The 25,700-nt window shown below is 41.3% G+C and carries 28 protein-coding genes and 1 pseudogene; 15 read left to right on the top strand and 14 right to left on the bottom strand.

Annotation, left to right across the window (positions count from 1 at the left end; translation table 11 throughout):
- Window positions 1-168: 168 nt before the first annotated feature.
- A complete protein-coding gene (locus tag H6G76_RS27610) occupies window positions 169-798 on the bottom strand; it encodes a DedA family protein (RefSeq protein ID WP_190708288.1) in 630 nt (209 codons plus the stop codon).
- Window positions 799-1,273: 475 nt separating this feature from the next.
- Between H6G76_RS27610 and H6G76_RS27605 the strand changes: the two genes are divergently transcribed.
- Complete coding sequence (locus H6G76_RS27605; protein ID WP_190708286.1) at window positions 1,274-1,627, top strand: STAS domain-containing protein; 354 nt, start codon at window positions 1,274-1,276, stop codon at window positions 1,625-1,627.
- Window positions 1,628-1,954: 327 nt separating this feature from the next.
- Here H6G76_RS27605 and H6G76_RS27600 read toward each other — a convergent pair whose 3' ends face one another.
- Entirely contained in the window at window positions 1,955-2,515 is a 561-nt protein-coding gene (locus H6G76_RS27600; RefSeq protein ID WP_190708284.1) for an Npun_F5560 family protein, read from the bottom strand.
- 377 nt (window positions 2,516-2,892) lie between these two features.
- Window positions 2,893-3,219: a 30S ribosomal protein S6 gene (gene rpsF / locus H6G76_RS27595; RefSeq protein ID WP_190708282.1), complete on the bottom strand. Its 327-nt coding sequence runs from the start codon at window positions 3,217-3,219 to the stop codon at window positions 2,893-2,895.
- Between the two features lie 356 nt (window positions 3,220-3,575).
- Here rpsF and H6G76_RS27590 point away from each other — a divergent pair, with 356 nt between their 5' ends.
- On the top strand, window positions 3,576-4,349 hold the full coding sequence (locus tag H6G76_RS27590; RefSeq protein WP_190708280.1) for a fumarylacetoacetate hydrolase family protein: 774 nt from the start codon (window positions 3,576-3,578) through the stop codon (window positions 4,347-4,349).
- Window positions 4,350-4,443: 94 nt separating this feature from the next.
- Here H6G76_RS27590 and H6G76_RS27585 read toward each other — a convergent pair whose 3' ends face one another.
- Together H6G76_RS27585 and H6G76_RS27580 are read right to left on the bottom strand one after the other, a co-directional pair.
- Complete coding sequence (locus tag H6G76_RS27585; RefSeq protein WP_190708278.1) at window positions 4,444-4,920, bottom strand: Tic20 family protein; 477 nt, start codon at window positions 4,918-4,920, stop codon at window positions 4,444-4,446.
- Window positions 4,921-5,000: 80 nt separating this feature from the next.
- Entirely contained in the window at window positions 5,001-5,198 is a 198-nt protein-coding gene (locus H6G76_RS27580; RefSeq protein ID WP_190708276.1) for a hypothetical protein, read from the bottom strand.
- Between the two features lie 401 nt (window positions 5,199-5,599).
- On the opposite strand from H6G76_RS27580, the gene glyA reads away from it, so the two are divergent.
- From glyA to H6G76_RS27555, 4 genes are all read left to right on the top strand, one after another.
- Window positions 5,600-6,883: a serine hydroxymethyltransferase gene (gene glyA / locus H6G76_RS27575; protein ID WP_190708274.1), complete on the top strand. Its 1,284-nt coding sequence runs from the start codon at window positions 5,600-5,602 to the stop codon at window positions 6,881-6,883.
- A 177-nt stretch (window positions 6,884-7,060) separates the two neighbouring features.
- Window positions 7,061-8,107 carry a glycosyltransferase family 4 protein gene (locus tag H6G76_RS27570; protein ID WP_190708272.1) on the top strand — a complete coding sequence of 349 codons (1,047 nt, stop codon included), beginning with the start codon at window positions 7,061-7,063 and terminating at the stop codon, window positions 8,105-8,107.
- A 61-nt stretch (window positions 8,108-8,168) separates the two neighbouring features.
- Complete coding sequence (locus tag H6G76_RS27565) at window positions 8,169-9,419, top strand: competence/damage-inducible protein A (protein ID WP_190708270.1); 1,251 nt, start codon at window positions 8,169-8,171, stop codon at window positions 9,417-9,419.
- A gap of 261 nt (window positions 9,420-9,680) precedes the next feature.
- On the top strand, window positions 9,681-9,902 hold the full coding sequence (locus H6G76_RS27555; RefSeq protein WP_190708268.1) for a type II toxin-antitoxin system HicB family antitoxin: 222 nt from the start codon (window positions 9,681-9,683) through the stop codon (window positions 9,900-9,902).
- Window positions 9,903-10,024: 122 nt separating this feature from the next.
- On the opposite strand, the gene H6G76_RS27550 is transcribed toward H6G76_RS27555, so the two are convergent.
- On the bottom strand, window positions 10,025-10,264 hold the full coding sequence (locus H6G76_RS27550) for a peptide ABC transporter substrate-binding protein (protein WP_190708266.1): 240 nt from the start codon (window positions 10,262-10,264) through the stop codon (window positions 10,025-10,027).
- A 124-nt stretch (window positions 10,265-10,388) separates the two neighbouring features.
- On the opposite strand from H6G76_RS27550, the gene H6G76_RS27545 reads away from it, so the two are divergent.
- On the top strand, window positions 10,389-10,634 hold the full coding sequence (locus H6G76_RS27545) for a helix-turn-helix transcriptional regulator (RefSeq protein WP_190708264.1): 246 nt from the start codon (window positions 10,389-10,391) through the stop codon (window positions 10,632-10,634).
- Window positions 10,635-10,727: 93 nt separating this feature from the next.
- Here the strand turns inward: H6G76_RS27545 and H6G76_RS27540 are convergent.
- Window positions 10,728-10,841, bottom strand: a pseudogene (locus tag H6G76_RS27540) (transposase); the annotation flags it as partial.
- A 92-nt stretch (window positions 10,842-10,933) separates the two neighbouring features.
- Here H6G76_RS27540 and H6G76_RS27535 point away from each other — a divergent pair.
- The 6 genes from H6G76_RS27535 to H6G76_RS27510 all read left to right on the top strand — a co-directional run bounded on the left by H6G76_RS27535 (window position 10,934) and on the right by H6G76_RS27510 (window position 17,422).
- Complete coding sequence (locus tag H6G76_RS27535) at window positions 10,934-11,512, top strand: hypothetical protein (protein ID WP_190708262.1); 579 nt, start codon at window positions 10,934-10,936, stop codon at window positions 11,510-11,512.
- A 70-nt stretch (window positions 11,513-11,582) separates the two neighbouring features.
- Window positions 11,583-11,864, top strand: a complete 282-nt coding sequence (locus H6G76_RS27530) for a hypothetical protein (protein ID WP_190708260.1) — start codon at window positions 11,583-11,585, stop codon at window positions 11,862-11,864.
- 229 nt (window positions 11,865-12,093) lie between these two features.
- Window positions 12,094-12,888, top strand: coding sequence for a DUF2993 domain-containing protein (locus H6G76_RS27525; RefSeq protein WP_190708258.1), 795 nt, complete (start codon window positions 12,094-12,096; stop codon window positions 12,886-12,888).
- A 118-nt stretch (window positions 12,889-13,006) separates the two neighbouring features.
- Window positions 13,007-14,191, top strand: a complete 1,185-nt coding sequence (gene sat / locus H6G76_RS27520; RefSeq protein ID WP_190708256.1) for a sulfate adenylyltransferase — start codon at window positions 13,007-13,009, stop codon at window positions 14,189-14,191.
- Window positions 14,192-14,380: 189 nt separating this feature from the next.
- Window positions 14,381-16,489, top strand: coding sequence for a caspase family protein (locus tag H6G76_RS27515; RefSeq protein WP_190708254.1), 2,109 nt, complete (start codon window positions 14,381-14,383; stop codon window positions 16,487-16,489).
- 78 nt (window positions 16,490-16,567) lie between these two features.
- On the top strand, window positions 16,568-17,422 hold the full coding sequence (locus tag H6G76_RS27510; RefSeq protein WP_190708252.1) for an alpha/beta fold hydrolase: 855 nt from the start codon (window positions 16,568-16,570) through the stop codon (window positions 17,420-17,422).
- A gap of 62 nt (window positions 17,423-17,484) precedes the next feature.
- On the opposite strand, the gene H6G76_RS27505 is transcribed toward H6G76_RS27510, so the two are convergent.
- The 5 genes from H6G76_RS27505 to carA form a co-directional block, all read right to left on the bottom strand.
- A complete protein-coding gene (locus H6G76_RS27505; protein ID WP_190708250.1) occupies window positions 17,485-17,787 on the bottom strand; it encodes a DUF1816 domain-containing protein in 303 nt (100 codons plus the stop codon).
- A 96-nt stretch (window positions 17,788-17,883) separates the two neighbouring features.
- The gene (gene rlmB, locus H6G76_RS27500; protein WP_190708248.1) at window positions 17,884-18,954 is read right to left on the bottom strand and encodes a 23S rRNA (guanosine(2251)-2'-O)-methyltransferase RlmB; all 1,071 of its coding nucleotides are present in this window, start codon (window positions 18,952-18,954) and stop codon (window positions 17,884-17,886) included.
- Window positions 18,955-19,056: 102 nt separating this feature from the next.
- A complete protein-coding gene (locus tag H6G76_RS27495) occupies window positions 19,057-19,539 on the bottom strand; it encodes a ribonuclease III domain-containing protein (protein WP_190708245.1) in 483 nt (160 codons plus the stop codon).
- A gap of 315 nt (window positions 19,540-19,854) precedes the next feature.
- The gene (locus H6G76_RS27490) at window positions 19,855-20,241 is read right to left on the bottom strand and encodes an STAS domain-containing protein (protein ID WP_190708243.1); all 387 of its coding nucleotides are present in this window, start codon (window positions 20,239-20,241) and stop codon (window positions 19,855-19,857) included.
- Window positions 20,242-20,435: 194 nt separating this feature from the next.
- Window positions 20,436-21,602: a glutamine-hydrolyzing carbamoyl-phosphate synthase small subunit gene (carA, locus tag H6G76_RS27485; RefSeq protein ID WP_190708241.1), complete on the bottom strand. Its 1,167-nt coding sequence runs from the start codon at window positions 21,600-21,602 to the stop codon at window positions 20,436-20,438.
- 298 nt (window positions 21,603-21,900) lie between these two features.
- On the opposite strand from carA, the gene H6G76_RS27480 reads away from it, so the two are divergent.
- A complete protein-coding gene (locus tag H6G76_RS27480) occupies window positions 21,901-22,941 on the top strand; it encodes a retroviral-like aspartic protease family protein (RefSeq protein WP_190708239.1) in 1,041 nt (346 codons plus the stop codon).
- Here H6G76_RS27480 and trpD read toward each other — a convergent pair.
- Both trpD and H6G76_RS27470 read right to left on the bottom strand, forming a co-directional pair.
- Window positions 22,871-23,944, bottom strand: a complete 1,074-nt coding sequence (trpD, locus tag H6G76_RS27475; protein WP_190708292.1) for an anthranilate phosphoribosyltransferase — start codon at window positions 23,942-23,944, stop codon at window positions 22,871-22,873. The two genes, H6G76_RS27480 and trpD, sit on opposite strands and share 71 nt — an antisense overlap.
- Window positions 23,945-24,046: 102 nt before the next feature.
- The gene (locus H6G76_RS27470) at window positions 24,047-24,898 is read right to left on the bottom strand and encodes a DNA adenine methylase (RefSeq protein WP_190708237.1); all 852 of its coding nucleotides are present in this window, start codon (window positions 24,896-24,898) and stop codon (window positions 24,047-24,049) included.
- A 79-nt stretch (window positions 24,899-24,977) separates the two neighbouring features.
- Between H6G76_RS27470 and H6G76_RS27465 the strand changes: the two genes are divergently transcribed.
- Entirely contained in the window at window positions 24,978-25,697 is a 720-nt protein-coding gene (locus H6G76_RS27465; RefSeq protein ID WP_190708235.1) for a cytochrome b/b6 domain-containing protein, read from the top strand.
- The last annotated feature ends 3 nt before the right edge of the window (window positions 25,698-25,700 follow it).

Raw genomic sequence — 25,700 nt, 5'->3', positions numbered from 1 at the left:
GGCATGGGCGACTAGTGGTTTTTGAGTTGTCGTTGTGAGAGACAACAACTCTACTACGAAACGCCCTACCTCTTCATGCTCTTATTTTGGCAACGGTATTGAAAAGTAAAAGGCAAAAGCCAAAGATAATTTTTTGACTTTTGCCTTCTGATAATTTTTTATTTATTTCTATTCGCCTGCGGCACGTTTAACTTGGCGGGATTCTAACCATAAGGGAATTGCAATTACAGCTACTAAAATCAGTAAGGCTGCGATCGCAAATTGACTTACCCAAGCAACTAATTGTTCTAAAGAGATGACTCTGCCAGCAAAAAAAGCTAGTGTTACCATCACAGCAGCCCAGGTAGTTGCTCCTGCAAGGTTATACAAAAAGAATTTTAAAAACGGCATTTCTGCTATCCCAGCTAATGGAGCAGCAAAAATTCGCAAGAGTGCGAAAAAGCGTCCAAAAAATACAGCTTTAGTAGCATTTTGGCTAAATTGCTCTTTAATATTCAGTAATTTTTCGTCAGAAATCCTAAATATTTTGCCTATTTGCACCAGGAATGGCCAGCCACCTAATTTACCAATCCAATAGCCGCAAGCACCACCAATTACGGCACCTGCAACGGCATCAGTTAAAACTAACCAATAACTCAGTTCATTACTACCCGCTAAAAACCCACCGACAAGGGTTACGGTTTCACCAGGAAGGGGAATGCCCAAGTTTTCTAGCAAAATTCCCAAAAAAATTGCCCAGTAACCATACTGGTGAGCAAATTCCTGGATGTTTTCTAGTGAAATAAATTCAAGAGACATCCCGCACCGCCGCCTTTACAATTTTTTACCTTTACTCTATCTTGGCGCGTTTGTGGCTGGAGTGTCAATCAAAGTAGTGTTTTGCAAGCCCTAAATCAATCCAGATGCTCGCCAACTATTGAGCTAATCTACTACTTATTGAGTATTGACTATTACTAATTTAGACGTTATCTATCACAGGTGCATAGTATCCAAAACAAATCAATAACTTTTTATAAAAGATTTATAAAAATATCCTTGAAATATGAAAATCTCGTAAAAGATACTATTGATACTGAATTTACTAAGCGTTTGTGCCTATATTTAGGGAAGTTAACATAAATTATACGGCATAAATACGTAAGCGCAGACAATCAATTGCACAACTGTACTTTCACAATCTAAGTGAATAGAGCAGTTTCTTGCTATTGATATCAAGCTAGTATTGATGTCAAGTTTCCGTTTTTCTCAGTAGCTCAACTACCCAGATAAATACATGACTATCTCACAAGCATCGCAAGTGGTTTTATTCAAACCCCAAGGTAGCATCGACTTGCAAGGTGGTATGGCTTTAAGCGAACATATGGCAGAGGTAGCACCCCACCCTGATCAACTCTGGGTCATTGACCTAGCAGAAGTAGATTTTATGGATAGTTCAGGTTTGGTTCCTTTAGTTAAGGCATTAACGACTGCTCGGCAGACTGGTTGCCGCTTAGTTATTTGTAATGTCAAAGCTCCTGTAAGGTTGATTCTAGAACTGACACAGTTAGATTCAGTTTTTGAAATTTTTAACACTTACGAAGAAATCCTTGATCACGCCAACAAGCAACCTTTGGCTTTAGCGAGCTAATCTATGATTATACTAGATGATAATCTATTGGTGTAACTAACAAGCAATTATCTTTTTTAGAATTTAACAATTGCTCCCATGATGGCGATCGCTAACCACCCTAGTCGCAACAATAGTAGCCATCGTAGAGCTTTTACACCAATATGCTGTCATCAAAAGAATGTAATAGACTAGGGGTTAATATTTCTGTATTCACCAAAATAACCCCTCTTCGGTATTAAACAAATTGCCAACAGGCTTTAGCCTGTGGCATTTTTACGCAACTCATTCATAATAATTTACAAAAATCTTAAACCTTAAGAGCCTGTGATTGCAGGCTTTATTTTTTTAAGCATTCTGCACGGCCGAAACGTTACCTTGTCCAGTCACAGGGCGAGGAAAGTTAGGTAAATCAATACCACTGTGGCTGGCAGTGCGGGTCTTAAGTGCTAAACGGTAACTGACGCTTTGTAGTTCTGCTTGCAGTTTGCGATTTTCCCGTTGTAAGCTTGCTACTTTTTCTCTCACTGGAGCCATCCGTTCCTCAAACTTACGACGATAAATTTGAGGTAATTCTTGTACTACCTGTTCTAACATCCTACTACGGTCTGTTAACTCTTGCACAGACTGGCGCAGTTGATAAATTTCTGCATCACGAGTAGCAATTTGCTCTTGATAAAAAGTGACCTGTTGCTCAACAGCTTGTAATTGTTCTCGCAACGCCTGCAACTGAGTTAAGTCGCGCTCAGTTTCCGAACGCTGGGGCATAAAATTAGCGTTGCCCTTGACCAGCCGAAATAGTTCTTGAGATAGCTGTTGCACTAACTGATCTCGCAGTTGCAAATCTTGACGCAGTTGCGAGACTTCTGTAGAGAGAGCTTGGATGTTAGATATGTCAGTTTGGCTCACAGTGGCTTACAGCTCCCATTGACGAATTTTTTCTAATCGTAGGTATGACGGAGATTGTAATTGCTTTTGGCAAGTACTTGTTAATTTAGCATTCCCAACCGAAGCAGAAAAAAGTCAAAGGTAAAAATTTTTTTTGCTGTCTTGAGTACTGAGTTTTGATGTACAAATACTCATTAAACTTCTTGCAGAAGTCGGTAAAAGGGTAAGGGGGAAAGGGGAAAGAAAAAACTCTTTCCCTTTTACCCCTTGGGGGTTCGCCAGTCGCTCATGGGGGAAACCCCCAAGACCTCGCTGGCTCACCTTTTCCCTTTCCCACCTCTTGCAAAAAAAGTTTTGCGAGAGGTCTATTACTCAGTACTCATTAATCAACAATGTCCCTAGGCAGTTACGGCAACTTTTTCTGCTGCTGCTTCTGAAACTTCTTGCTTAATGGTTAAGTAGCGAATTACTTCTTCGCTTAACCGCATAGCACGTTCTAAGGGAGCAATAATATTCCCCGGCCCAGTGTAGTTCATTTGGATGTAAATGCCATCCCGTTGCTTTTTGATTTCATAAGCAAGACGACGCTTACCCCGATTTTGAATTTCTATATTCTCGGCACCTTGATCTTGAATCAAAGTTTGGTATTTAGCGATCGCTTGCTCTACCTGTTCGTCACTGAGGTCAGGACGCAAGATATACATTGTTTCGTAAACTGTGGACATGAGTTTAAAGTCTCCTTTTGGACAATTTGGCTGCTAGCGTAAAATGATACAAACACTACTAGAGAATATTCGTACATTTTCACAACTGAAGCAACAAGGAACTATAATCTTACCAGTTTTTTATGTGAATCATCAGCAAAATCTGCCGAACTTCGCATTTTTCATCAAAAGTTACTTATAGAGTAACTACTGTGCAACTGGAAATTCAGCCTTTGGTAAATAACCGCAAATTAATTGAGATATTGACTAAATCAACAGGTATGCTTCCCAATGGGAGCTTATAAACTCCTCTAATTACTGAAGATGGTACCCGCTTACAGTTTTTAATTGCAGACAATAAGGATATTATCAAGGTTATGGCGCAACGCTATGTGCGAGTTCAAAATCCAGAAGGCAAAATTTACTATGGATTGCTACAGCTATCTCTGAATGTGCAGGTGTTGGATGCGCCACCTTGGTTGCAGGGACAGCCTACAGATTTAGTTTTAGCACCGGATAGTTACCAAATTCTTTCCCCTTGCGCCCCTTCAAAAATTGTGGCGGTGGGTAAGAATTATGCAGACCACGCAGCAGAAATGGGAACCCCTGTACCAAGTGAGCCATTAATTTTTCTTAAGCCGCCAACATCGATTATTCCGACTGAGACCGAAATTAAGTATCCGCTCCAGTCTCACCGAGTAGATTATGAGGGTGAGTTAGCTTTAGTCATTGGCGATCGCGCTTGTGACTGCACCCCAGAGGAAGCACAAACCAAGATTTGGGGTTATACGATCGCTAATGATGTCACAGCACGAGACTTACAACAAAAAGACAGTCAATGGACTAGAGCCAAAGGTTTCGATACATTCTGCCCCTTAGGCCCTTGGATTGTTCGGGAATTGAATCCTGGTGCAAGATTACAGACTTTCATCAACGATGAGCCAAATCCAGTGCAATCTGCTGGGATCGATCAAATGGTGTTTCCTCCGGATGTTTTGGTATCTTACATCAGTAAAGTTATGACTCTATTACCAGGGGATGTAATCCTAACGGGTACACCATTGGGAGTTGGCCCCTTGCATATAGGCGATCGCATCCGTATTGAAATCGAAGGCATTGGTCGGCTAGAAAACACCATAGTAGCCCGTTAAGCAATCCTCCATTTTTCTTGAGATCTAGCAAAGTAGTGAGTGTCAAAAACTAGCCCCTAGCCTCTAGCCCCTAGTATCTTTTTCATACATCCAGTTACCGAACTTGCATATGAACAGCATCAGAAATCGCGGGAATTTCTGCATAACGTCCTAAAAGACACTGAATGATTGAATATGCTGCTGCTCCCACGATGCCGAGAAAAATAGTGCTATATAAAGTTTGAATGGCAAAATCTCCACTAGGAATTAGCCCCACAATATCAGTCAGGATGCCACACAAAATGATAATGATGTCTAAAAGAATTGCTTGCATGGTGTTGAAGCGAATGAAATGAGAAATCTTTTCGTTTCTCACGACTAACAGCCATAAAGCAAAGAAAATAATTAGTCCGGCAAACCGCACACGTCTGTACAATGACCACAAGATCAGCACAGGTGCAAAAACGACTGTAAGAGCGGGAAACTGCTGTAATAATACAAAGCCAAAACTCAGTACTTCAACTAGCGGTAGCAAATAAGGTAAACAAGCAAAAATGCGATCAGGCACATTTGTCGAACCACGCCAAGCCATTTTGCGTTCTCCTGTGGCAGAATTTTAAGAGTTACTTGAGCCTAGGATAACGCAGTTGTCTGTTTGCTCAGAAATTAGATTCATTGAATCTCAGCAATCCGAAAGCCCATAATACATTCGTACTGCTCTGGCTGTTGTTCGGTAAGTTTACGAATAGCTTGACCGCAATGCAGTTGACCACCACGCCAACGGGGTTGACCACTCCTGTCAGCAAGTAAACAAGACTGGCAAACCTTCTCAGGGGCAAGGATTTGATCATCCATTAAAATGACTAACATCCAAAAACCTCCTGTAAATACGCAAAATGAGCCACATTTTTGACAAAATGAAGGCGAGAACCACAAATTCTCTAGTGAAACTTAAATTTATTGTATGTTGAGTCTCTCGGAGATGGCTTGATTAAGTCACAACTCATACATAAATTTTTACACCTAGTTTGAGCAGTATTGGTGGTCTATTCGTAACTGTTAAGTTCATGTTCCAGAAAGAGCTTTATAATAATTAACACAATAATGGGACTTCATTAGGCTGGCATCTAAGTAATAAATTTAGCTACTACTAATAGTGAAAAGTCAGCAGTCAAAAAATCTGGCAATGTAGACTGACTGCAAATTATTACTTGGCAACTAAGTTCCAGTAAAAACCCCCATTGTGCAAATTTCCACTAAGGATAGTTAAAGTGACTAGGACTAATTCAGATTTTCTGGCTTCTTCTGACCCTGCGATCGCAGGATTACTTGACGAAGAACTTCAGCGTCAACGCGACCACCTGGAATTAATTGCTAGTGAGAACTTTACCTCTGCGGCTGTACTAGCTGCTCAAGGTTCAGTCTTAACTAATAAATATGCCGAGGGATTACCCGGTAAACGTTACTACGGCGGCTGTGAATTTATTGATAAAGTCGAGCAGATAGCAATTGACCGAGCAAAACAACTGTTTGGTGCGGCTCATGCTAACGTTCAACCCCATTCTGGCGCGCAAGCGAACTTTGCAGTTTTCCTGACCTTACTAGAACCCGGCGACAAATTCATGGGGATGGATTTGTCTCATGGTGGACATCTGACTCACGGTTCACCTGTCAACGTTTCTGGGAAGTGGTTCCAAGCTAGCCACTACGGTGTAAGTAAAGAAACTGAGGAACTAGACTACGACCAAATTCGAGAGCTGGCGTTAAGGGAGCGTCCTAAGCTTTTGATTTGTGGTTATTCTGCTTATCCTCGGATTATTGATTTTGAAAAATTCCGCTCTATTGCTGATGAAGTTGGTGCTTATTTACTTGCAGATATTGCCCACATCGCAGGTTTAGTAGCTACTGGCTTACATCCCAACCCAATTCCTTATTGTGATGTTGTGACAACAACCACTCACAAAACCCTCCGCGGCCCCAGAGGCGGATTAATTTTGACCAAAGATGCAGAACTGGGTAAAAAGCTTGATAAATCCGTTTTTCCAGGAACTCAAGGCGGGCCTTTAGAACACGTGATTGCAGCTAAAGCAGTAGCTTTTGGCGAAGCTTTAAAACCAGAGTTTCAAACTTATTCCGCACAGGTAATTGAAAATGCTCGTGCTTTAGCAACGCAACTGCAAAACCGAGGCTTAAAGTTAGTGTCCAATGGTACAGATAACCATTTGATGCTTGTAGATTTGCGTTCAATTGGTTTGACTGGTAAACAAGCAGACCAACTAGTAAGCGGTGTAAATATTACTGCTAACAAAAATACAGTACCCTTTGATCCACAATCGCCATTTGTGACTAGCGGTTTGAGATTAGGTTCTCCTGCTATGACAACCAGAGGATTAGGGGTTGCCGAGTTTACCGAAATTGGTAATATTATTGCCGATCGCCTACTCAATCCTGAATCAGAAACAGTCGCAGCTGATTGTAAACGCCGAGTAGCTGCACTGTGCGATCGCTTCCCCTTATATTCCCACTTGCAAATTCCTGTACCAGCACTAGCATAAGAAGTTGAGCAAGTATGAAGGCTGATACGTCTTTTCATCCTTCATACTTCACACTTCATCCTTTACCAGTCCTTAACCAAAATCCCCTGCTGATTAGAGGCGTAAATGTAGTAGATATTAAGTAGAAACCTCCATCGGCAGTGTTTTGTCTGAAAAACTACTTAATTAAAAATACAAATGCCTGCTCAGATTTATCATCTGATTGCCTTCCTTGTCGCCGCCGTAGTCGTTCTTTGGACTACGCCTGATGTTAAGAACATTGGTATAAAAAGTGGAAATGTAGATAAACCTGGTGGTCGAAAAGTTCATGAACGCCCAATGGTACGTTTGGGCGGAGTTTCTATCTTCGCAGGTACTATTATTTCTTTACTAATTGTCTGGTGGCTAGGTGGCTTTGGCAATTTACCACCTGACAAAGAATGGCAAATTTGGGGTGTTACCTTAGGGGGTCTAGGCTTTTTCCTGATTGGTTTAGCGGATGATTTATTGAGTCTGTCTCCCTTGGGAAGGCTGCTATTGCAAATAATCGTCGCTGCTGGTGCATGGAAAGCAGGTGTAAGTATAGACTTTATTAGCATTCCAACAATTGGCATAGTTGACCTAAACTGGCTAAGTTTGCCGATTACAGTGATTTGGCTGGTAGGAATGGTGAATGCTATTAACTGGATTGACGGTTTAGACGGTTTAGCTGCTGGTGTGTCGGGAATTGCTGCTGTCGTCATGCTGCTGGTGTCTCTGTTTATGCATCAACCAGCCGCAGCCTTAATTGCCGCAGCCTTAGCTGGTGCTGCTTTAGGATTTCTTCGCTATAACTTCAACCCCGCACAAATCTTTATGGGAGATGGCGGGTCTTATTTTATGGGATTCACGTTAGCTGCTGTGGGCGTAATTGGGCTAGTGAAAATTCCCGCTTTCACGGCTGTAATTCTGCCTTATCTAATTTTGGCAGTACCGATTTTGGATATGTCAGCAGTTATTTTGACACGCATTCGTCGTGGTCAATTGCCTTGGGTAGCAGATAGATGCCACTTACACCATCGATTGTTACAAGCTGGTTTATCTCATCGCTGGACAGTTTTGTTTATTTATACTCTCACACTGTGGGTGGGCAGTTTGGCATTAGCGATCGCTGGTATTCCCAGCGGCATTGCTTACGCTTTTGGTGCCACCTCGCTGTTAACCTACACCAGTTGGCGAGTTTGGAAACGCTCTCAGCAAAGGTAAAAAGTATCAAGGTAAAAGAAATACAGTAGTATATATATCTTTTACTTTTTGCTTTAATTACATGAGTGCAGAAATTATTTGTGTTGGGACTGAACTGTTGCTAGGAGATATCCTAAACAGTAATTCGCAATTTCTTGCCCAACAATTAGCGAAACTAGGAATTCCTCACTATTATCAAACAGTAGTTGGGGATAATCCCGAAAGATTAAAGCAAGTTATAGAAATTGCTATTTCCAGAGCGAATATTTTAATTTTTACTGGTGGTCTTGGCCCAACACCAGATGATCTTACTTGTGAAACCATTGCTGATTTTTTTGGCGCACCTTTGGTAGAATACCCGGAAATAATCGAAGATATTGCTCAAAAATTTGCTCAACGCGGTCGTGTGATGACTCCTACCAACCGCAAGCAAGCTTTAATTCCTCAAGGCGCAGAAGTTTTACCCAACCCCACAGGAACAGCACCAGGGATCATTTGGCAACCTCGTCCTGAGATTACGATTTTTACATTCCCCGGTGTTCCTAGTGAAATGCATCGAATGTGGCAAGAAACAGCAGTACCGTTTCTGCAAAGCCAAGGCTGGGGTAAAGAAATTATTTACAGCCGGAGTTTAAGGTTTTGGGGTATTGGGGAGTCGGCTTTAGCAGAAAAAGTTGCCTCTTATTTCAACTTACCCAACCCGACAGTTGCTCCTTATGCAGGAAAGGGAGAGGTGAGACTGCGAATTTCTGCAAAAGCTACTTCAGAAGCAGCCGCAGAAGAATTAATCGCACCTATTGAGAAACAGCTTAAAGAAATTGCTGGGTTGGATTGTTATGGTGCAGATAATGATACTTTAGCTTCAGTGGTTGGTCAGTTGTTGCGTTCTGCCGGTGAAACTGTGTCAGTAGCAGAGTCATGCACTGGTGGTGGCTTGGGGCAAATGTTAACGGAAATTTCTGGTAGTTCTGATTATTTTTGGGGAGGTGTAATTTCTTACGATAACTCGGCAAAAGTGCGAATGTTGGGGGTGAAACCAGAAGATTTAGATAAATTTGGGGCTGTTAGCGGCATAGTAGCTGAACAAATGGCACTTGGAGTAAAAAGCCGCCTCGAAACTACTTGGGGATTAAGCATCACAGGAATAGCTGGCCCTGGTGGAGGAACCGAAACAAAGCCTGTAGGTTTGGTTTATATCGGTTTAGTCGGGCCAAACGATGAATTGAAAAGCTTTGAATATCGCTTTGGGACAATGCGCGATCGCTGGTTTATCCGTCATTTAAGCGCGTGTACCGCACTAGATTTATTGCGTCGGCAGCTATTGACGAGGTAGGGAGTAGGAAGTAGTAGTGGGTTATTGAAAAAATAGCGATCGCTGTCGAGGTTTTACAATGTTTGAGTATAGAAATGTCCAAAAAGCGTAAATTACTAGAAAAAATACTTGCTGGTTCTAAAAATATTCAATTCGATGAACTGGTAACTCTGGTTGAAGCATTCGGATTTTCTTGATCACGAATTAATGGAAGCCACCATATCAAGTACGTCAATTTGTAATTTTAATTGAAAAATATGCACTGACTTTAGAGGATGAAGAATGAAACACTATCACATTAATATCTTCTACAGTCAAGAAGATGAAGGCTACATTGCTGATATTCTTGACCTGAAATACTGTTCAGCATTTGGTTTAACTGAAGAAGAAGCACTACATGAAGTATTGAAAGCAAAAGAAGCATGGCTAGAAGCTGCCAAACTTGAGGGTAAAGCAATTCCTGAACCAAAGTATCGACCTGCAATTTACCAGATAGCTTCGTAAAGATAAGCTTTAATCTTAAATTGTCTAGCCATTATCTGATATACCCTTCCGTTTTTAGTAGTGATGCTAAATTATTGAGCAAAAAAGCGATCGCTTGTGTAATGCGATCGCTTTTTTAGTACTCAGTCTAGAGTCACTTGTTTAACTGTGATACTCATCATTTGTTGATCTTCACTGTTAGGCGCAATTTGCGGCTTACTCCAAGCTGCTACTTCAGCAAAGCCGAGGCGATACAGCCAATGAATAATGCTGTTGATACCGCGTCGGGAGCCAATCAGCAGAATTTTTACAGATTCGCGTTTTGGTTGAGATGAAGCAGGATCAATAGAGTCCGGTGTATCAGAGACGAATTCTTCAGCCATTAGTATTTACTCAGCTTATTGAATATTTTATGTCTACATAAATGAAGACATAAATAAAATAATACCTTATGTCTGCCTATATGAAGACATTTACTCTGTCCTGAATCTCTGACAAAATCTGGGCATGGGAAAGGCAGGCGAAGCACTAAAGCAGGTTTTGGCAACCTATAGCATTAGCCAAAACAAATTAGCGGTAACAATGGGTATCCGTAGGTGGGATGTTGGTCGTTGGGTACATGGTCGAACTGATCCCACTGGTGACACAATCGCAGAGATTACTAAAGCACTTCAAGGAATTAACTCAGAAGCCGCCCTTGAATTTGTCAGACTCTACTTAGGAGATATTGTCCAGGGTGAAGAAGATTCTTAGGGCGTGTCATCAATTGAGCCAAATAACAGAAGCAGCCAGATAAATTGCATCTAAAAAGTTTGTAGCACGTTTGTCATAGCGCGTTGCGATCACTCGACTGAAGCGGGTGTGAATCACCCGAAAATCCCTGAATTTCGATGGCAAGTCACGCCCAGGGATGCCTGCTCGATAACGATATAACACTGCTTCCGCAAACAATCGATATAGTCTCGCTACCCGACCACGATGACTGCAATATTTAGTTATTTTCAGCAGCGTACTGGGAACTATAACTAATAACCTTAGATGTGATAGAAGCAATGAGCATCAATATAAATAAATTAATTATTAATTCAGTAATAGCAACAAGTATTTTTATTAGCCTTCCAGTAAATGCTGAAGTTCCCAACATGACTGACTGTGGTACTGGAGGTGAAGATGATTCAAAACTAGTAAGAACTATAAGCTTACAAAACTTTGGGATTTCTATACAATTTCCAGCTAATTATAGAGCTATAGCGTTGACTGATGGTTCTGTAAAAATTATTGACAATGGAATATATAAATCTATTGTTTGTTCTAACACAATCCCAGGTTATATAGTTCACAACTATGGAGAATATGACTTTTGGTTAATAAGAAAATATAGTGATGAATTCTTATACAGTAATGTATACGATAAAGTAGCAGGAGTAGAAAATGTTTTTGTAGTTATGAAGAAAAACCCAATAGATAGTAATTATACTTCTTTTGAATATGAACTAAAGTTAAGAATAAAAACTAAAACAGGTTTTACTGAAGTAGAAAAAATTATGTATGATTTGCCTGTTAATGATGAAAACTTCAGTGAAAGAATAAAAGAATTAATTGATTTAGGTAAAAGTATTAAAGCTCTTTAATGTCTTTAGTGATTTTTTTGCATTTGAGCAAATTATGATTATTATAAAATCTTGACTTTAGATGACTACTATGTTAGATAAATCTCAACCAAATAGCTATTTATTTGATGATATTATTGCATCTTATCCATCTGAATCTCTTGTTGTAATGGAGACATTGACTAAAAAACTTTTAAGATTAAAAAGTACTTCAATATTAATTTATTCTGATAATCCACTTGAGGAGCAAAATTTTATGTCTTTATTTAACAATATGAGGGTAATGACAGAGAGTAAACCATTTAACTGCGTAGCGTCTCCAATTAGGAGAAGCGACTGCCGCCGCAAAGGTCACAAAGAAAGAGATTGGTAATTATTTAGTGCAAGTGTATAAAGAATTGGTATTAGTCTTATAACTACTTTCTATATTGAATTGTGACTCCAACAAATTCTAGTTGGTACAATGTAATAGAAAATACATTTTGTAGGGAAACATTAGCGATTCCAAGTCAACTTATCAGTACAATCAATCTCTAGAGGGTTGCTGTATGCTTCACATTTTGTTACAAAAGTACAAAGAACTTCTAGAGACGCACTAACAAATGTTCGGCGGACTAACTGGTTTACAAGATCCTAAAGGCACTGACTGGGGTGAGCGGATGCTCAACACAGTCGCCAGCCAAACGATTCGCCATATGTTTACCCAAAGCGAGTCAGTAGAAGTCTTGGTGCGCTGCTATCCCTCCAGCAAGTTGTTGCAAGGCAGCATTGATAGCTTCAAAATGAGCGGTCGTGGCTTGGTCATCCGCAAAGACTTTGCAGTAGAGGAGATGTCTTTTGAAACGGATGCGGTGGCGATAGATTTTGGCGCGGTGTTAAGTGGCAAGTTGAATCTCAAGCAACCTACTCAGGCGATCGCTCAAGTAGTACTATCTGAAGCAGGCATTAATCAAGCGTTTAAGGCGGAATTAGTGAAAAAGCGTCTAGTAAATCTAGATGTACCTAGCTTGACAGCATTATCTGGTGGTCAGCCAGTTTCCTTTCCCGAAATTCAGGTACAACTATTGCCAGAAAACCGCCTGCGAATTTCTGCAACAGCCGATTTAAATAATGGCGAACTCATACCCGTAAATATGACAGTCTCCATAGCTGTGGAAAGGCGGCGACGAATTTCGTTTAAAGATCCACAAATTGACCTTGAACAAGTCCCAGAAGCGCAACGGGAGATTTCTCGAACCCTGAGCAACGCACTGGCAGAAATTTTAGATAATATGGTTGATTTAGACCGTTTTGACCTTGATGGCGTAAAAATGCGGCTCAACCGTTTAGAAACTGAAGGGCAAAAATTAATTTTCAGTGGTTATGCGGAGATTGAACGTATTCCTCGTAGTTCCTAATTTTTCTCCCTAAGTTAACTTGACACTTTTTCCAAACTATTTTTTCTTTCTGTACCAGCATTTTGATAAGTTAGTACATAGTTTGCAATAGTTATTTTTACTCTAAGAGGGGATTACGTTGAGTCACCATCAAGATGCCATTGCGCCGCACGGTGGACAGTTGATTAATCGCATAGCCACGCCGGAACAAAGAGAAGAATTTCTTTCTAAGGCGGATTTATGGCCACGCGTGCAACTGGATGAGCGTGCAGTTTCTGATGTAGAAATGATAGCGATCGGTGCTTTTAGTCCACTCACTGGTTTTATGAACCAGGAAGACTACGATCGCGTAGTCACCCAAATGCGCCTCGCTAACGGTCTGGTATGGTCAATCCCAATTACACTTTCGGTAACAGAGGAAGTAGCTGCACCACTCAAAGAAGGCGATTACATCCGTCTGGATAACCCCCAAGGTGAGTACATTGGAGTTTTGCAACTCACACAAAAATACACTTACGACAAAGTTCGTGAAGCGATTAATGTTTATCGTACCGATGACGCAAAACATCCAGGGGTAAAGGTACTTTATAATCAAGGATCGGTTCATCTTGCTGGTGATATCTGGCTACTACAACGTGAAGAACACCCCCTCTTCCCCAAATATCAAATTGACCCAGCTGCATCACGCCAATTATTCAAAGAACAAGGCTGGAAAACGATAGTTGGTTTTCAAACTCGGAACCCCATCCACCGCGCCCATGAATACATCCAAAAGTGCGCTTTAGAAACTGTGGATGGACTATTTTTGCATCCGTTAGTTGGAGCGACCAAAGAAGATGATATCGCGGCTGATGTGCGGATGCGTTGCTATGAAATTTTGCTAGAACATTACTACCCCTTAGATCGGGTGATTTTAGCTATCAATCCAGCCGCAATGCGCTATGCAGGCCCACGGGAAGCAATTTTCCATGCTTTAGTTCGTAAAAACTACGGCTGTACTCACTTCATTGTCGGACGCGATCATGCAGGCGTTGGCGACTACTACGGTACTTATGATGCTCAATACATTTTCGATGAATTTGAGCCTAGCGAAATCGGTATTGTACCAATGAAGTTTGAACACGCGTTCTACTGCACACGTACCAAGCAAATGGCGACGACAAAAACCAGTCCCAGCCGCCCAGAAGAACGGATTCACCTATCAGGTACAAAAGTTAGAGAAATGCTGCGTCGTGGTGAATTACCACCACCAGAATTCTCTCGCCCTGAAGTTGCAGCAGAATTGGCACGGGCGATGCGAGTTCCAGTCCCAGCAATGGCTTAGTCAGGAGATAAGGGGACACGGGGATAAGCAGAATTATTCCCCAAGTCTCTAATTCTCCACTTCTGTAGATTGTGGCTGACTAACTATTAAGCTAGTTTCTCAAGAGGTAAATAGTAAAAATTAACTTTACAGTCAAGACTTCAGCCCTTTAAGCTGTTAGCTGACAGGCTGAGGACTGATGTCTAACTTATGAAGCGTCGGACTTTTTTACAACAGATTGGCTCAATACTCGCGGTGTTGGGTATAGCTGAGGCTGAGTGGTTAACTTTGAGCGATAGCTACTCCCAAGCTTTAGCACAATCTAACCCCCGAAAATTGGCTTTATTAGTAGGTATTAATAAATACCGGAAAAGTCCTTCTCTGAGTGGGTGTCTTACCGATGTCGAACTACAAAAAGAATTATTGATTCATCGGTTTGGCTTTGCAAGTTCCAATATTTTGACTTTAACTGATGAACAAGCTAGCCGCGAATTTATTGAGGCAGCTTTTTTAGATCATCTTGGTAAGCAGGTTAAGCCTGATGATGTAGTTGTTTTTCACTTTAGCGGTTACGGCACTCGCATCAAATTGGATGATTCAGATGCTACGCTACACAATGCTTTAGTGCCTACTAACGAAAATTTAGAAATTCAAGATGAAAAGATAGCCACTTATCTATTAGAAGAAACTCTACTTTTATTGTTGCGATCGCTCACGACAGAACGTGTCACAGCAGTATTGGATACTAGTTATGATGCTCCCAATGTAATTCAACCAACAGGATTGCGAATTCGCGCCCGTCAGGAGTTAGCAACACAGTTAGCAACAGCAGAAATAGAATTTCTTAAACTATTAAAAACTCAAAATTCTCTGAGTAATGCTGTAATTTTATCTGCTACTTCCGACCCGAAGCAGGTAGCAAAGGAAGGGTTATTTTCTGGATTCAGTGCAGGCTTATTTACCTATGCTTTAACACAGTACCTCTGGGAAACTACCCCACCCACAACCATTCAATTCAGCCTCTCCCATGTGGATAGTGCAATGTATAAATGGGGTAGTAAACAGCAACTTAATTTAGTTACTAATAAAAAAGTGCTAACTAGTGAAAATTTGCTGTTAGACCAAAATACTAGTGCTGAGGGAGCAATTATCGCCACAGAAGAAGATGGTAAAACTGTGCAGTTGTGGTTGGGAGGACTACCAGCACAAGTATTAGAAAACTATGGTGTAAATTCTCGATTTACTTCTGCTAACGGACAACAGCTAATATTGCGATCGCGTACAGGTTTAACAGCAAAAGCACAAATCTCTAGTGTAGAAACCGCCAGTCCAGTCGAAGTTGGGCAACTTATCCAAGAATCTATCCGAGTATTACCCCGAAACCTTAGTTTAGCTGTGGCTTTAGATTCTGGACTAGAAAGAATTGAGAAAGTAGATGCAACTAGCGCCTTTGCGGGAATTGCCCCTGTAGCTAGTATCATCACAGGAGAACAATCGGCTGATTACGTTTTTAGTAAACTCTTAGAAACTCCCAGCCGCTACGGTTTATTCTCGCCTGGTGGATTACTCATTCCCAATAGTGCAGGCGAAGTTGGGGAAGCAGTGAAAGTAGCAGTGACACGCTTAGGCGCAAAATTACCCCATCTATTAGCAGCAAAGTTATGGCGACTCACAGAAAATGAAGGTTCTTCTCGCCTACCAATCAAGGTAAGTTTAGAGATAATTAGTGGAATATCACCGAAGGTCATCTTACAACGGGAAACCTTACGAACTAGTGACACAAAAATTACCCAAAAAATACTTAATCTCCCTACTGTACCTATTGGTAGCCGAATACAATATCGCATTCAAAATAAAGGCGATCGCTCAGTATATTTAATGCTACTAGGATTAAAAAACCATAGAACTGCAATTGCGTTTTATCCTTGGCAAACTGTTGAAGAACCAAACACCTCAGAAACTAAACCTCTACTCCAACAAGTAGTAATTCCGGCTGGTGAAACTATCACTTTGCCACAAAATGCTGCTACATCTGGATGGACAATTGCGGGGCCAGCTTACGAATGTGAACACCAATTAATACTTAGCACCGCACCTTTTAGTACCACCCTCAAAGCTTTAGAAACTGCTAAATATCCCACAGCCGATCAACAACCCATTGGTGCGCTAGTAAATCCTTGGGAAATAGCCCAAGCTTTATTACAAGATTTACATAACGCCAGCATAACCACAGTGGAAGTTAACGGTACAGCTAATGATTCCTATGTATTAAATGTGAATCATTGGGCTAGTTTCAACTTTAGTTTCTACGTTAGCTAATCAGTGTCCACAAAACACGCTCTCTTAGCTGTGTGACACAATTAAAAAACGGATTATCAAACTACTAAGACAGAAGTAATGGGCGATCGCTACATTCAAACTGTGGGTGCTGCAAACCTTCACACCTACGTTCAAGGTCAAGGATTTCCAATTTTAGCGATACATGGTCATCCTGGTTCTGGTCGTAGCCTTTCAGTATTTACCAATCACTTATCAAAACGCTTTCAAACTTTTGCCCCTGATTTGCGTGGTTACGGCAAAAGCCGCTATCAAGATAATTTTGTCATGCTCGACCATTTAACAGACTTAGAAGCCCTTTTAAACCGCTTTGCCATCGATAAATGTCTAATATTGGGTTGGTCGCTGGGCGGTATTTTGGCAATGGAATTAGCACTAAGAATGCCAAATCGGGTGAGTGGTTTAATTTTAGTAGCCACAGCAGCTAGACCCTATGGCAGTCATCCCCCAATAACATGGCAAGATAACTTGTATACAGGCATTGCGGCTATCTTGAATTTGATTAAACCTAGTTGGCAATGGAATATCGATACATTTGGCAAGCGATCGCTATTTCGTTATCTAATTCAGCAACATAACGCGACTGCCTATAAATATATTGCCAAAGAAGCAGTACCCGCTTATTGGCAAACGTCCTCTGCTGCTACTCGTGCTTTGTCAACTGCCTTACGGTCTAAATACAATCGTTTAACAGAACTAGAGCAGATTAATTGCCCTAGTCTAGTCCTAGCAGGCTCTCAAGACCGCCACATCACACCTGAATCTAGCTTGGAAACTGCCAGACATCTAAAAAATAGTCAGTGGCAATGTTATCCAAATACTGCACATCTTTTCCCGTGGGAAATTCCTCATCAGGTTCTGAGGGACATTGACCACTGGTTAGAAGCACATCCTCAAATAACTGGTAGCCAATAGCCCATAGTTTATAGTGTTTGACTATTAACTATTGACCATTGACTGTTAACTTTTTGCCTAAATTAAATCTGACCGCTAAAGGCAGGCTTTACTTTGCGGTCAATACGTTCCCCCAGGTCTTCGGCAATTGTCAAATTATTTGGCTTACAGCGTTTCACATTCACCTGAATTCCTTGCGCCCCTTCTACTTCTAAATCTTCTACATAGCCTTTCAGGGCTATTTTGGCATCAGCAGAAGAGAGAAATGGCCCAAAGTAGTAAGTGCAACGGGGGCTTTGCGTTACAATTTCTACCCACCAAGCTAATCCGAGAATATTAAATACGTTGATTAAAGCTTCTTTCATGTTGTACCCGATGGTTTTCATGGTAGTTGCCGATTGATCAATCTGGTAGTAGTTGTTAGATACTACGCTGCGATTTTGTCCTGTTTACATTTCTTTATACTCTTTTGTCCTTGTTTTTCAAAGAGGTTTTTGTAACTTATTTAGATACAAAGTGTTCAAAGAACGTTGGCGATAAACCTCATAAAGTGCCATCCCGGCTGCAACTGAGGCATTTAAGCTAGGAGTTTTTCCTTGTAAAGGAATTGACACCAAAACATCACAAGCACGTTGGGTTAATAAGCTTAAACCTTCTCCTTCGGAACCGATGACTAACACAACAGGGCCGCTAAAGCGCACTGTATGTAGAGGTTCGCTAGCAGTGGCGGCGGTACCATAAATCCAAAAACCAGCTTCTTTGAGTTCTTCCAAAGCACGGCTCAGATTAATCACTCTGGCGACAGCAAAGTTCTCTAAAGCTCCTGCTGCTACTTTTACCACAGTAGAAGTGATCCCAACAGCCCGCCTTTGAGGAATAACTAATCCTTGTGCGCCAATTGCTTCAGCAGTACGGATAATAGCTCCCAAGTTGTGGGGGTCTGTGATGCCTTCAGCTACTACAATCACAGGATCGTTGACAACGGATTTTGCTTTGGTAATTAAGTCTGGTAGTTCTAGGTAAGAGTAAGGCGCAATTTGGGCAGCGATCCCTTGATGATTAGCACCTTCGGTAATTTGGTCTAGACGCTTGGGTTCTACTTCGTCAATAACTGTGCCATGTTCCTTGGCTTGGAGCAGCAAATTGTGAAACCTGGGATCGTAACGTAACCGAGTTGTGACCCAAATCCGGTTCAGTTCACGTTGATTTTCTAAAGCACTCAAGACTGGATGGCGACCGTAAATCAAATCGTTATCTTCAGGATTTTTAGCAACAGGGGATGGAAGAGAGATCTGAGGCCTTTGGCGCGAATTGCCAGGCATAAGATAATTATCGCGTTGTCCGGCTTTGGCTTTGCGAATAGGATTGCCGGCATTATTCTCTTTCTCTCCGGCTTGGGCTTTTTGAATAGGACTACCAATCACATTATTCTCGCGCTCTCCATTTTTGGTTTTCCGAATAGGACTACCAATAAATCGCTTGCTTTTGATTTTCAAAGTTCGCCCACGATTGGGTTCGCCAGATGTCTGGAGTTTTTTTGGTTTACTAGTCATAATGAGGTTCAAAATTATTAGACAGACTTATAAGTAGGCATCCTGAATTCTCAAAGGTGTTAAACCGAACACACCAATTTTTTACTCATCAGGTTAGATTTCTCACTCTTTGTCGAGTTGAAGTTTCTGTAACAATTCGGTTAAGCGTGGGATGTCGGTAAGGTACAAGTAACCAATCAAAGTTTCTAGGCTAGTTGCTTGTTGATAAATTTCGGGAGCAAGGCGCTTGTGCCGTCCTGTAGAGGCATTACGCCCCCGACGGACAATTTCTAGTTCGGCTTCCCTCAGATGAGGAATTAGCGATCGCAAATGTAGGGCTTGTGTTTCCGCTCTCACCTGGGCCACTACCAAACGGTGGTAAGTTTCTAGCCGCTGTAATGGCAATAGATAGAATATCCTAGCATAAAGCTCATAAATTGCATCTCCTACATATGCTAAAGCAGCAGGAGAAATTTGTTGCACTTGTATTGGCGAAATTTCTTGGTGTAGTTGCACTACATTTGTTAAACAGGCTTGAGTCCAAGATGAGTCAACTGTAGGAGGTTCATCTTGACTCTCTATTGGCTCTTCCTCCTGCGGCTTCACAAATTCATCATTCCTTAACAGAATACTTTAGGCGATCTCTTCTTTTTTTAAAATACTTTATTTTTATTACTTAGCACAATATATACTATCAACATTACTGAATTAATTCTATCTTTTTATTTGGGAATTTACATTCAAATATGCTTGAGTAAATTCAAAATGTAGTTAAAAATTTGAATATTTAAGTTTTTTATGTCAAAATGGCTGGTTTTTCTACCTCTCTCGTAAGGAGAGAGGTTAGCATCCAGCTTTTATAAAAATTAAGCTATCCAGATAAACTATCGGATAGCAGAATTTCACCCTCAGGTCAAACTATCAAGACTCCTTGATGTTTTCTAGAGCTGCGTCCACTGAGGTTTGCAGAGAGAGAAACTTCTCTAAGCGGACAAGTTTGACCGTTTGAGTGACACGGGCATTAGTGACAATTTGCAAGGTGCCTTCAGCATTTTGAGCCTGCTTGGCTAGCTGTACCAAGGCTCCCAAGCCAGAACTATCAACAAAGTCAATTTGTGAGAGATCCAGAATAATATGCTTTGGCCCCTCGTCAATTTTGCCGCCCAGTACCTTGCGAAATGTCGGTTCAGAAAAAGCATCTAACAAACCTGTGAGGCGGAATAGCTGATAGTTATCCCGGGCTTCACGAGTACCTCTCAGGCTTACGGTTAGATTAAGTGGCTCAGCAATAATTCCCTCCTCAATCATTAAAGTGAACGCTCAAGTATAGATGGTTTTTATGCACGTTGTCTACAACCTGCTGGAGAAGAGACAAATATGAATTATGAAGTGTGTTCGCCCTTGGCGTTCCCGAAGGGTAGTATGAAGTTTCATCTTTCAAGCTTCGTGTTAATACCCCCTACTCTCTACTCCCTAGTTATCCATCTAGCACTTTTTATATTTTACTTAACCTCAGCATTACTAACTGTGCTTAGTGATCGCATTGCTTGTACAAATTGCTCAAATAAGTAATCAGCATCATGGGGGCCAGGGCTGGCTTCGGGGTGATACTGTACCGAGAAGATGGGCAAAGACTTATGACGGACACCAGCTACAGTGCGATCGTTTAAGTTCAGGTGGCTGATTTCGACAACTGCCTCAGGTAAAGTATCTGGGTTAATAGCAAAGCTATGATTTTGGCTAGTAATTTCTATCCGTCGTTGTAAACCCGCAGGCTGATTTAAACCTCGATGCCCAAATTTAAGTTTATAGGTTTCTGCTCCTAAGGCGTGTCCTAAAATTTGGTGTCCCATACAAATACCAAACATAGGTTTTTGGCTTTCTAACAGTGCTTTGACAGTTTCAATACCCTCTGTGACTGCGGCTGGATCGCCAGGGCCGTTGGAAAGAAAGATGCCATCTGGGTTGTAGCTGAGAATTTCTTCTGGTGGTGTATTGACAGGAACAACAATCACACGACAACCGTAACTAGCCAAACGGCGCAAGATATTGCGCTTCACACCAAAATCAATGGCAACAACGGTAAATGTTTCTGTGCCATTAGTCACGGTTTCTGGATTGAATTCCCAATCAGGAATGGTCGGTTCTGACCATTCATACACTTCGGGAGTGGTGACTTCTTTAGCTAGATTTAAGCCAGCCATATTCGGAAATCCTTGTACTTGTTCCAGCAATTCCGCTTCATCGAGAATTTCTGTAGAAATCGCACCGTTCATTGCGCCGAACATCCGAATTTTGCGGGTAAGGGCGCGGGTATCAACGCCGTAGATCCCTGGAATTTGGTGCTGTTTGAGGTAGTCAGGTAAGGATTGTGTCGATCGCCAGTTACTCGGTTTGTGGCAAATATTGCGAGCGATCGCTCCTTGCACCTGCGGCCGCACTGATTCTTCATCTTCAGGATTAACGCCTGTGTTCCCTAATTCAGGATAAGTAAAAATTACAATTTGACCGCAGTAACTAGGGTCGGTCAATACTTCTTGATATCCGGTCATGCCAGTGTTAAACACCACTTCCCCGATGGTTGTTCCCGTCGCACCGAAAGACCAACCACGGTAAGCAGTTCCATCTGCTAAGACAAGTAAAGCAGGTATTGCGTCAGACAGGGACATAGGCGATAGATTAGGAATTGGGTATGAGAAATTGGGTATGAGAAATTGGGGATTGAGAAGCATCTTTTCTAGCCTCTAGCCCCTAGTCTCTTATTTTGAATCAACAGTTAATAGTGAGCAGTCTGTCATCCCCAATATAGTCAATACTGCGAGAGTTAATTATCCCATGAGTTCAACAACTGTGGATTCTCTGGGTAATTAATTAAGAATTAAAAATTAAAGAGACGAAATTTTTACAGGGTAATCGGTGGCAGAAGTGGTTTTGCAGTTGTTTGGGTAGGTAAAATAGATATCAATTATGCATAAGTCTTTTTTATCTCGTGCAGCCCTGATTGTTCTCTCAAGTGCTTTAGCCGCTTTGGCTGTTGCCTGTAGTGAAGACAAACAGACTACTGAGACTGTTGGTAATCAACAATCTGTGGTAACTGACAATTTATCAGTACAGCCTTCTGTCGAATCAGCAGCCCCAGTAGCCAGCCCAGAACCTGAAGCACTGCCGCCGTCTGAACTTGAGCCAAGTTATTTTGAATTGGGATTGGACAAAGCCGCAGGAGCCGTGAGTATTAGTCAATCGGCTCAATCAGTTCAGGATTGGAACTTAGTGGCGAATCAGTTTCAAGAGGCGATCGCTCTCATGGAACAAGTCAGTAGTCAAAGTCCCGATTTTGTCTCTGCTCAAGGAAAAATCGTCGAATATCAGCGCAAAGTCAAGTATGCACTGCAAAAGGCCAATCCTAATTTGCAGCCGCCATCCGCCGATAATCAAAAAATAGTGGTAGCAATTCCCCAGCCAAAAACTACGCCCAGATTTACGCCGCCACCGATCCCAACCACACAGCCGCCAGAACAGCGCACTTTTTCCTCAGCAGAAATTCTGCCTCCCGAAAAAAATGTGTTTATTGCCCCAATTAAACGGCGAAGTGGTGGTACGCCGATTGTTGAAGTCACCTTTAACGGTCAGCAGAAATTTGACATGATTGTAGATACAGGAGCCAGTGGCACTGTAATTACCCAACAAATGGCAAATGACTTAGGAATTATCCCTGTAGGTAAAGCCAAGGCTAATACTGCCAGTTCCAAAGCTGTGGAATTTCCGGTTGGTTATGTAGATTCAATGGCGGTTAGTGGGGTAAAAATAAGTAGAGTGCCAGTGGCGATCGCTGGGACAGAACTAGAAACTGGCTTATTAGGACATGACTTTTTTGGTAACTACGATGTCACCATTAAACGTAATGTGATCGAGTTCCGTCCTCAATCACATTCAGAAGTCAATTCTGTAGAAATTGAACTAGCTGCTCCAACTTTTCCCAAGAACTCCCGCTCTTTAGAATCTCCTTAGCCACACTTACACCTTGGGCGTGATCTAATAATGGGATCGCACCTGCAACTTGTAGTGCTAACGAAGCATTTAACGCTACAGCATCTTGTTGTGCTGTTGTTCCCTTGCCTTGCAGCACAGCCTTGAGAATTTCGGCATTTTCTTGCACATCGCCACCCTTGAGGGCATCAATAGAGATAGGCGTTACGCCCACTTCCTGGGGATTAATAGTAGTTAATTGGACTTTGCCATCAGATAACACGGCTAAGTCAGTTAAATCACCTAGACTTGCTTCATCAATTCTTTCGCGCCCATGCAAAACGATCGCTTTTTGTTTGCCTAAATTATGTAAAGCTTGAGCAACAGTTTCTAAAAGTTTGGGTGTAAATAACCCCACCACTTGCCCCGTGGGACGCAAGGGATTGACTAAAGGCCCTAATAAGTTAAAAACAGTGCGAATTCTGAGATTCCGTCGTAATTGAGCCACTGCTTTCAATGCGGGATGCCAACCTGGGGCAAACAAAAAGGTGATCCCGACTTCTTGTAATGCTGCTTGAACTTTTTCGCTAGGCGCGCTTAAGTTGACCCCTAATGCTTCTAATACATCCGCGCTACCTGTGAGACTGGAGGCAGAACGATTACCATGTTTAGCTACGGGTACACCATAAGCCGCGACAACAAAAGCTACCGCAGTAGAAATATTGAAAGTTGATGAGCCATCGCCGCCAGTTCCACAAGTATCGATTATGGGGAATTGGGAAGAAATTTTTCCACTCCCTACTCCCCACTCCCTACTCCCCAAACTTTGAGATTGTAAGACCTCTGCCATGCCAGTTAATTCTTCGGCAGAAACGCCTTTAAAATTTAGGGCTGTTAAAATTGCGCCTGATAACTCTGGGGGAACTGCTTCACTAAGCCACCCTTGCATCAATTCCGCAGCTTGAGGGCGAGTCAAAGATTGAGCATCTATTAATTGCTGTAACAGAATATACCAGCTTGTAGAAAATTCTGGGGAAGTTGCCATAGCTAGGGTTTGTGAGTGATGAAATGCGAACATTGATCCCCAAAGCTTCCTAAAAAAGGGGATATGGCAGCTATCGTACCGGAAAATGAGCAGCGATCAAAGTTAGTTGGGTTCAAAATGCACAGGCGAATTCATAGAAATTTTTCTATTTATATAGTTAGTAATGAATAATTCTTTACCTTTAGCAGATCCATTCTGTTTATAATTATTCATGCTGTACTGTAATTCCCACTCAAAAATATTTGCCCATTTAAAATTTTCTCTAATTTGTGGAGAATTATCGTAAGTAATGAGCCAATGATGTTTGCATTGTTTTAAACTTTCAGCAAATCTTTGATGTTCAAAAGAGGTGTGTAAATCACCATCTTTGCCATATAGCTTAGATTTAGTAGCAATAAAATATGGTGGATCTAAAAATAAAAATACATCTTCACCTTTTTCATTCAATAGGTAACTATAGTCTAAGTTAGTAATTTTGATGTCTTCTGTTAAGATTGACTCTAGTTTTTCTAACCTTTCTATTGATGAATAGGTAAATCTTTTATCAAAAGCTTCCTGAGAAAAACCACCTGATTCTATAGTTCCCGAAAAGGTGATTCTATTGAGGACGAAAAAACGCACTGCTCTTTCTAAATTAGATAAACCATTGATATCTAAACTGGTAAATTCTGTAAATAGTAATTTACCAGTTTTATATTTATGTTTGATTCGTCGTATTTCTTGAACTAACAGAGTTATATCAGATTGAGCCATTTTCCAAAATAAGAATAGCTCATGGTTTAAATCGTTAATCCAAATTTTTAGGTTTGGGTATTTTTGCTTTAAATAAATAAATACAGAACCACCACCTACAAAAGGTTCTCTAAATTCTGAAAAATTATCTGGAATGTATTCGTCAATTTGTTTTATTGCTTTGGATTTGCCTCCAGGATAACGGAGTGGACTTTTGAACATAATAAAAAAGTTAAATGATTGATGCGATCACAATTTCTCTTAAAATATCTTTAGAGTTTTTATTTAGCATACTATTTTCATGCCTCGTTCTGTTCCCTATCAACCTTTATTGTTGCGAATGCTGCATGGCGTGAGTGGAATTTTAGCGATCGCAGCAATCATCACCGGATTCTTAGTTTACAATACCTACGATGGACGATTTGGTAAAATACCATTTCCACAGCAGGGCGATATTCAAGGAATTCATGGGACATTTGCCTTATTTTTCTTGATTGTGCTACCAGCGTTTGCACTTTATAGCTTTCATGCTGGGAATAAGCGACTTATTCAAAAAAATTCATGGGAGCAAATTAGCCAAGTTGGCCAACCAATTTGGTGGGTGAGTTTGCAAAGACTGGCTAACACTCTCATGCTAATTGCTTCTGTTTTTTCTGTAATTTCTGGCAGGATGATGAAAGAAGAGTGGCTTCCTGCTGGAGAAATTCATCATATTTGGTATTCTCTACATATCACGGCTTGGGCTGTGATAGTTTGCTGTTTAGCTATTCATATTTTGATGTCTACTAAGGTGGGTGGTGCGCCCTTATTATTATCTATGTTTTCATGGCAAGTGCGTCCAGAAGATAGCCCTAGCAATTGGGTCAATCGTTACCGTACTTGGTGGAGTAGCTTGCCAACTAATTTTGGGGAAAGAGCTAATCAATTGTTAGATAATAATTTAAGTTTGAGAATTATTGAGGCGTTTGTATTCATTGGAGTTATCGTTGCTTTTCTCCTACCTCTATTTTTCTCGGAATAGTAA

The sequence above is a fragment of the Nostoc sp. FACHB-152 genome, assembly GCF_014697475.1.
Lineage (GTDB): Bacteria > Cyanobacteriota > Cyanobacteriia > Cyanobacteriales > Nostocaceae > Nostoc_B.
Note: the sequence above shows the minus strand (reverse complement) of the source record. Positions and strands in the feature narration are given on the sequence as shown.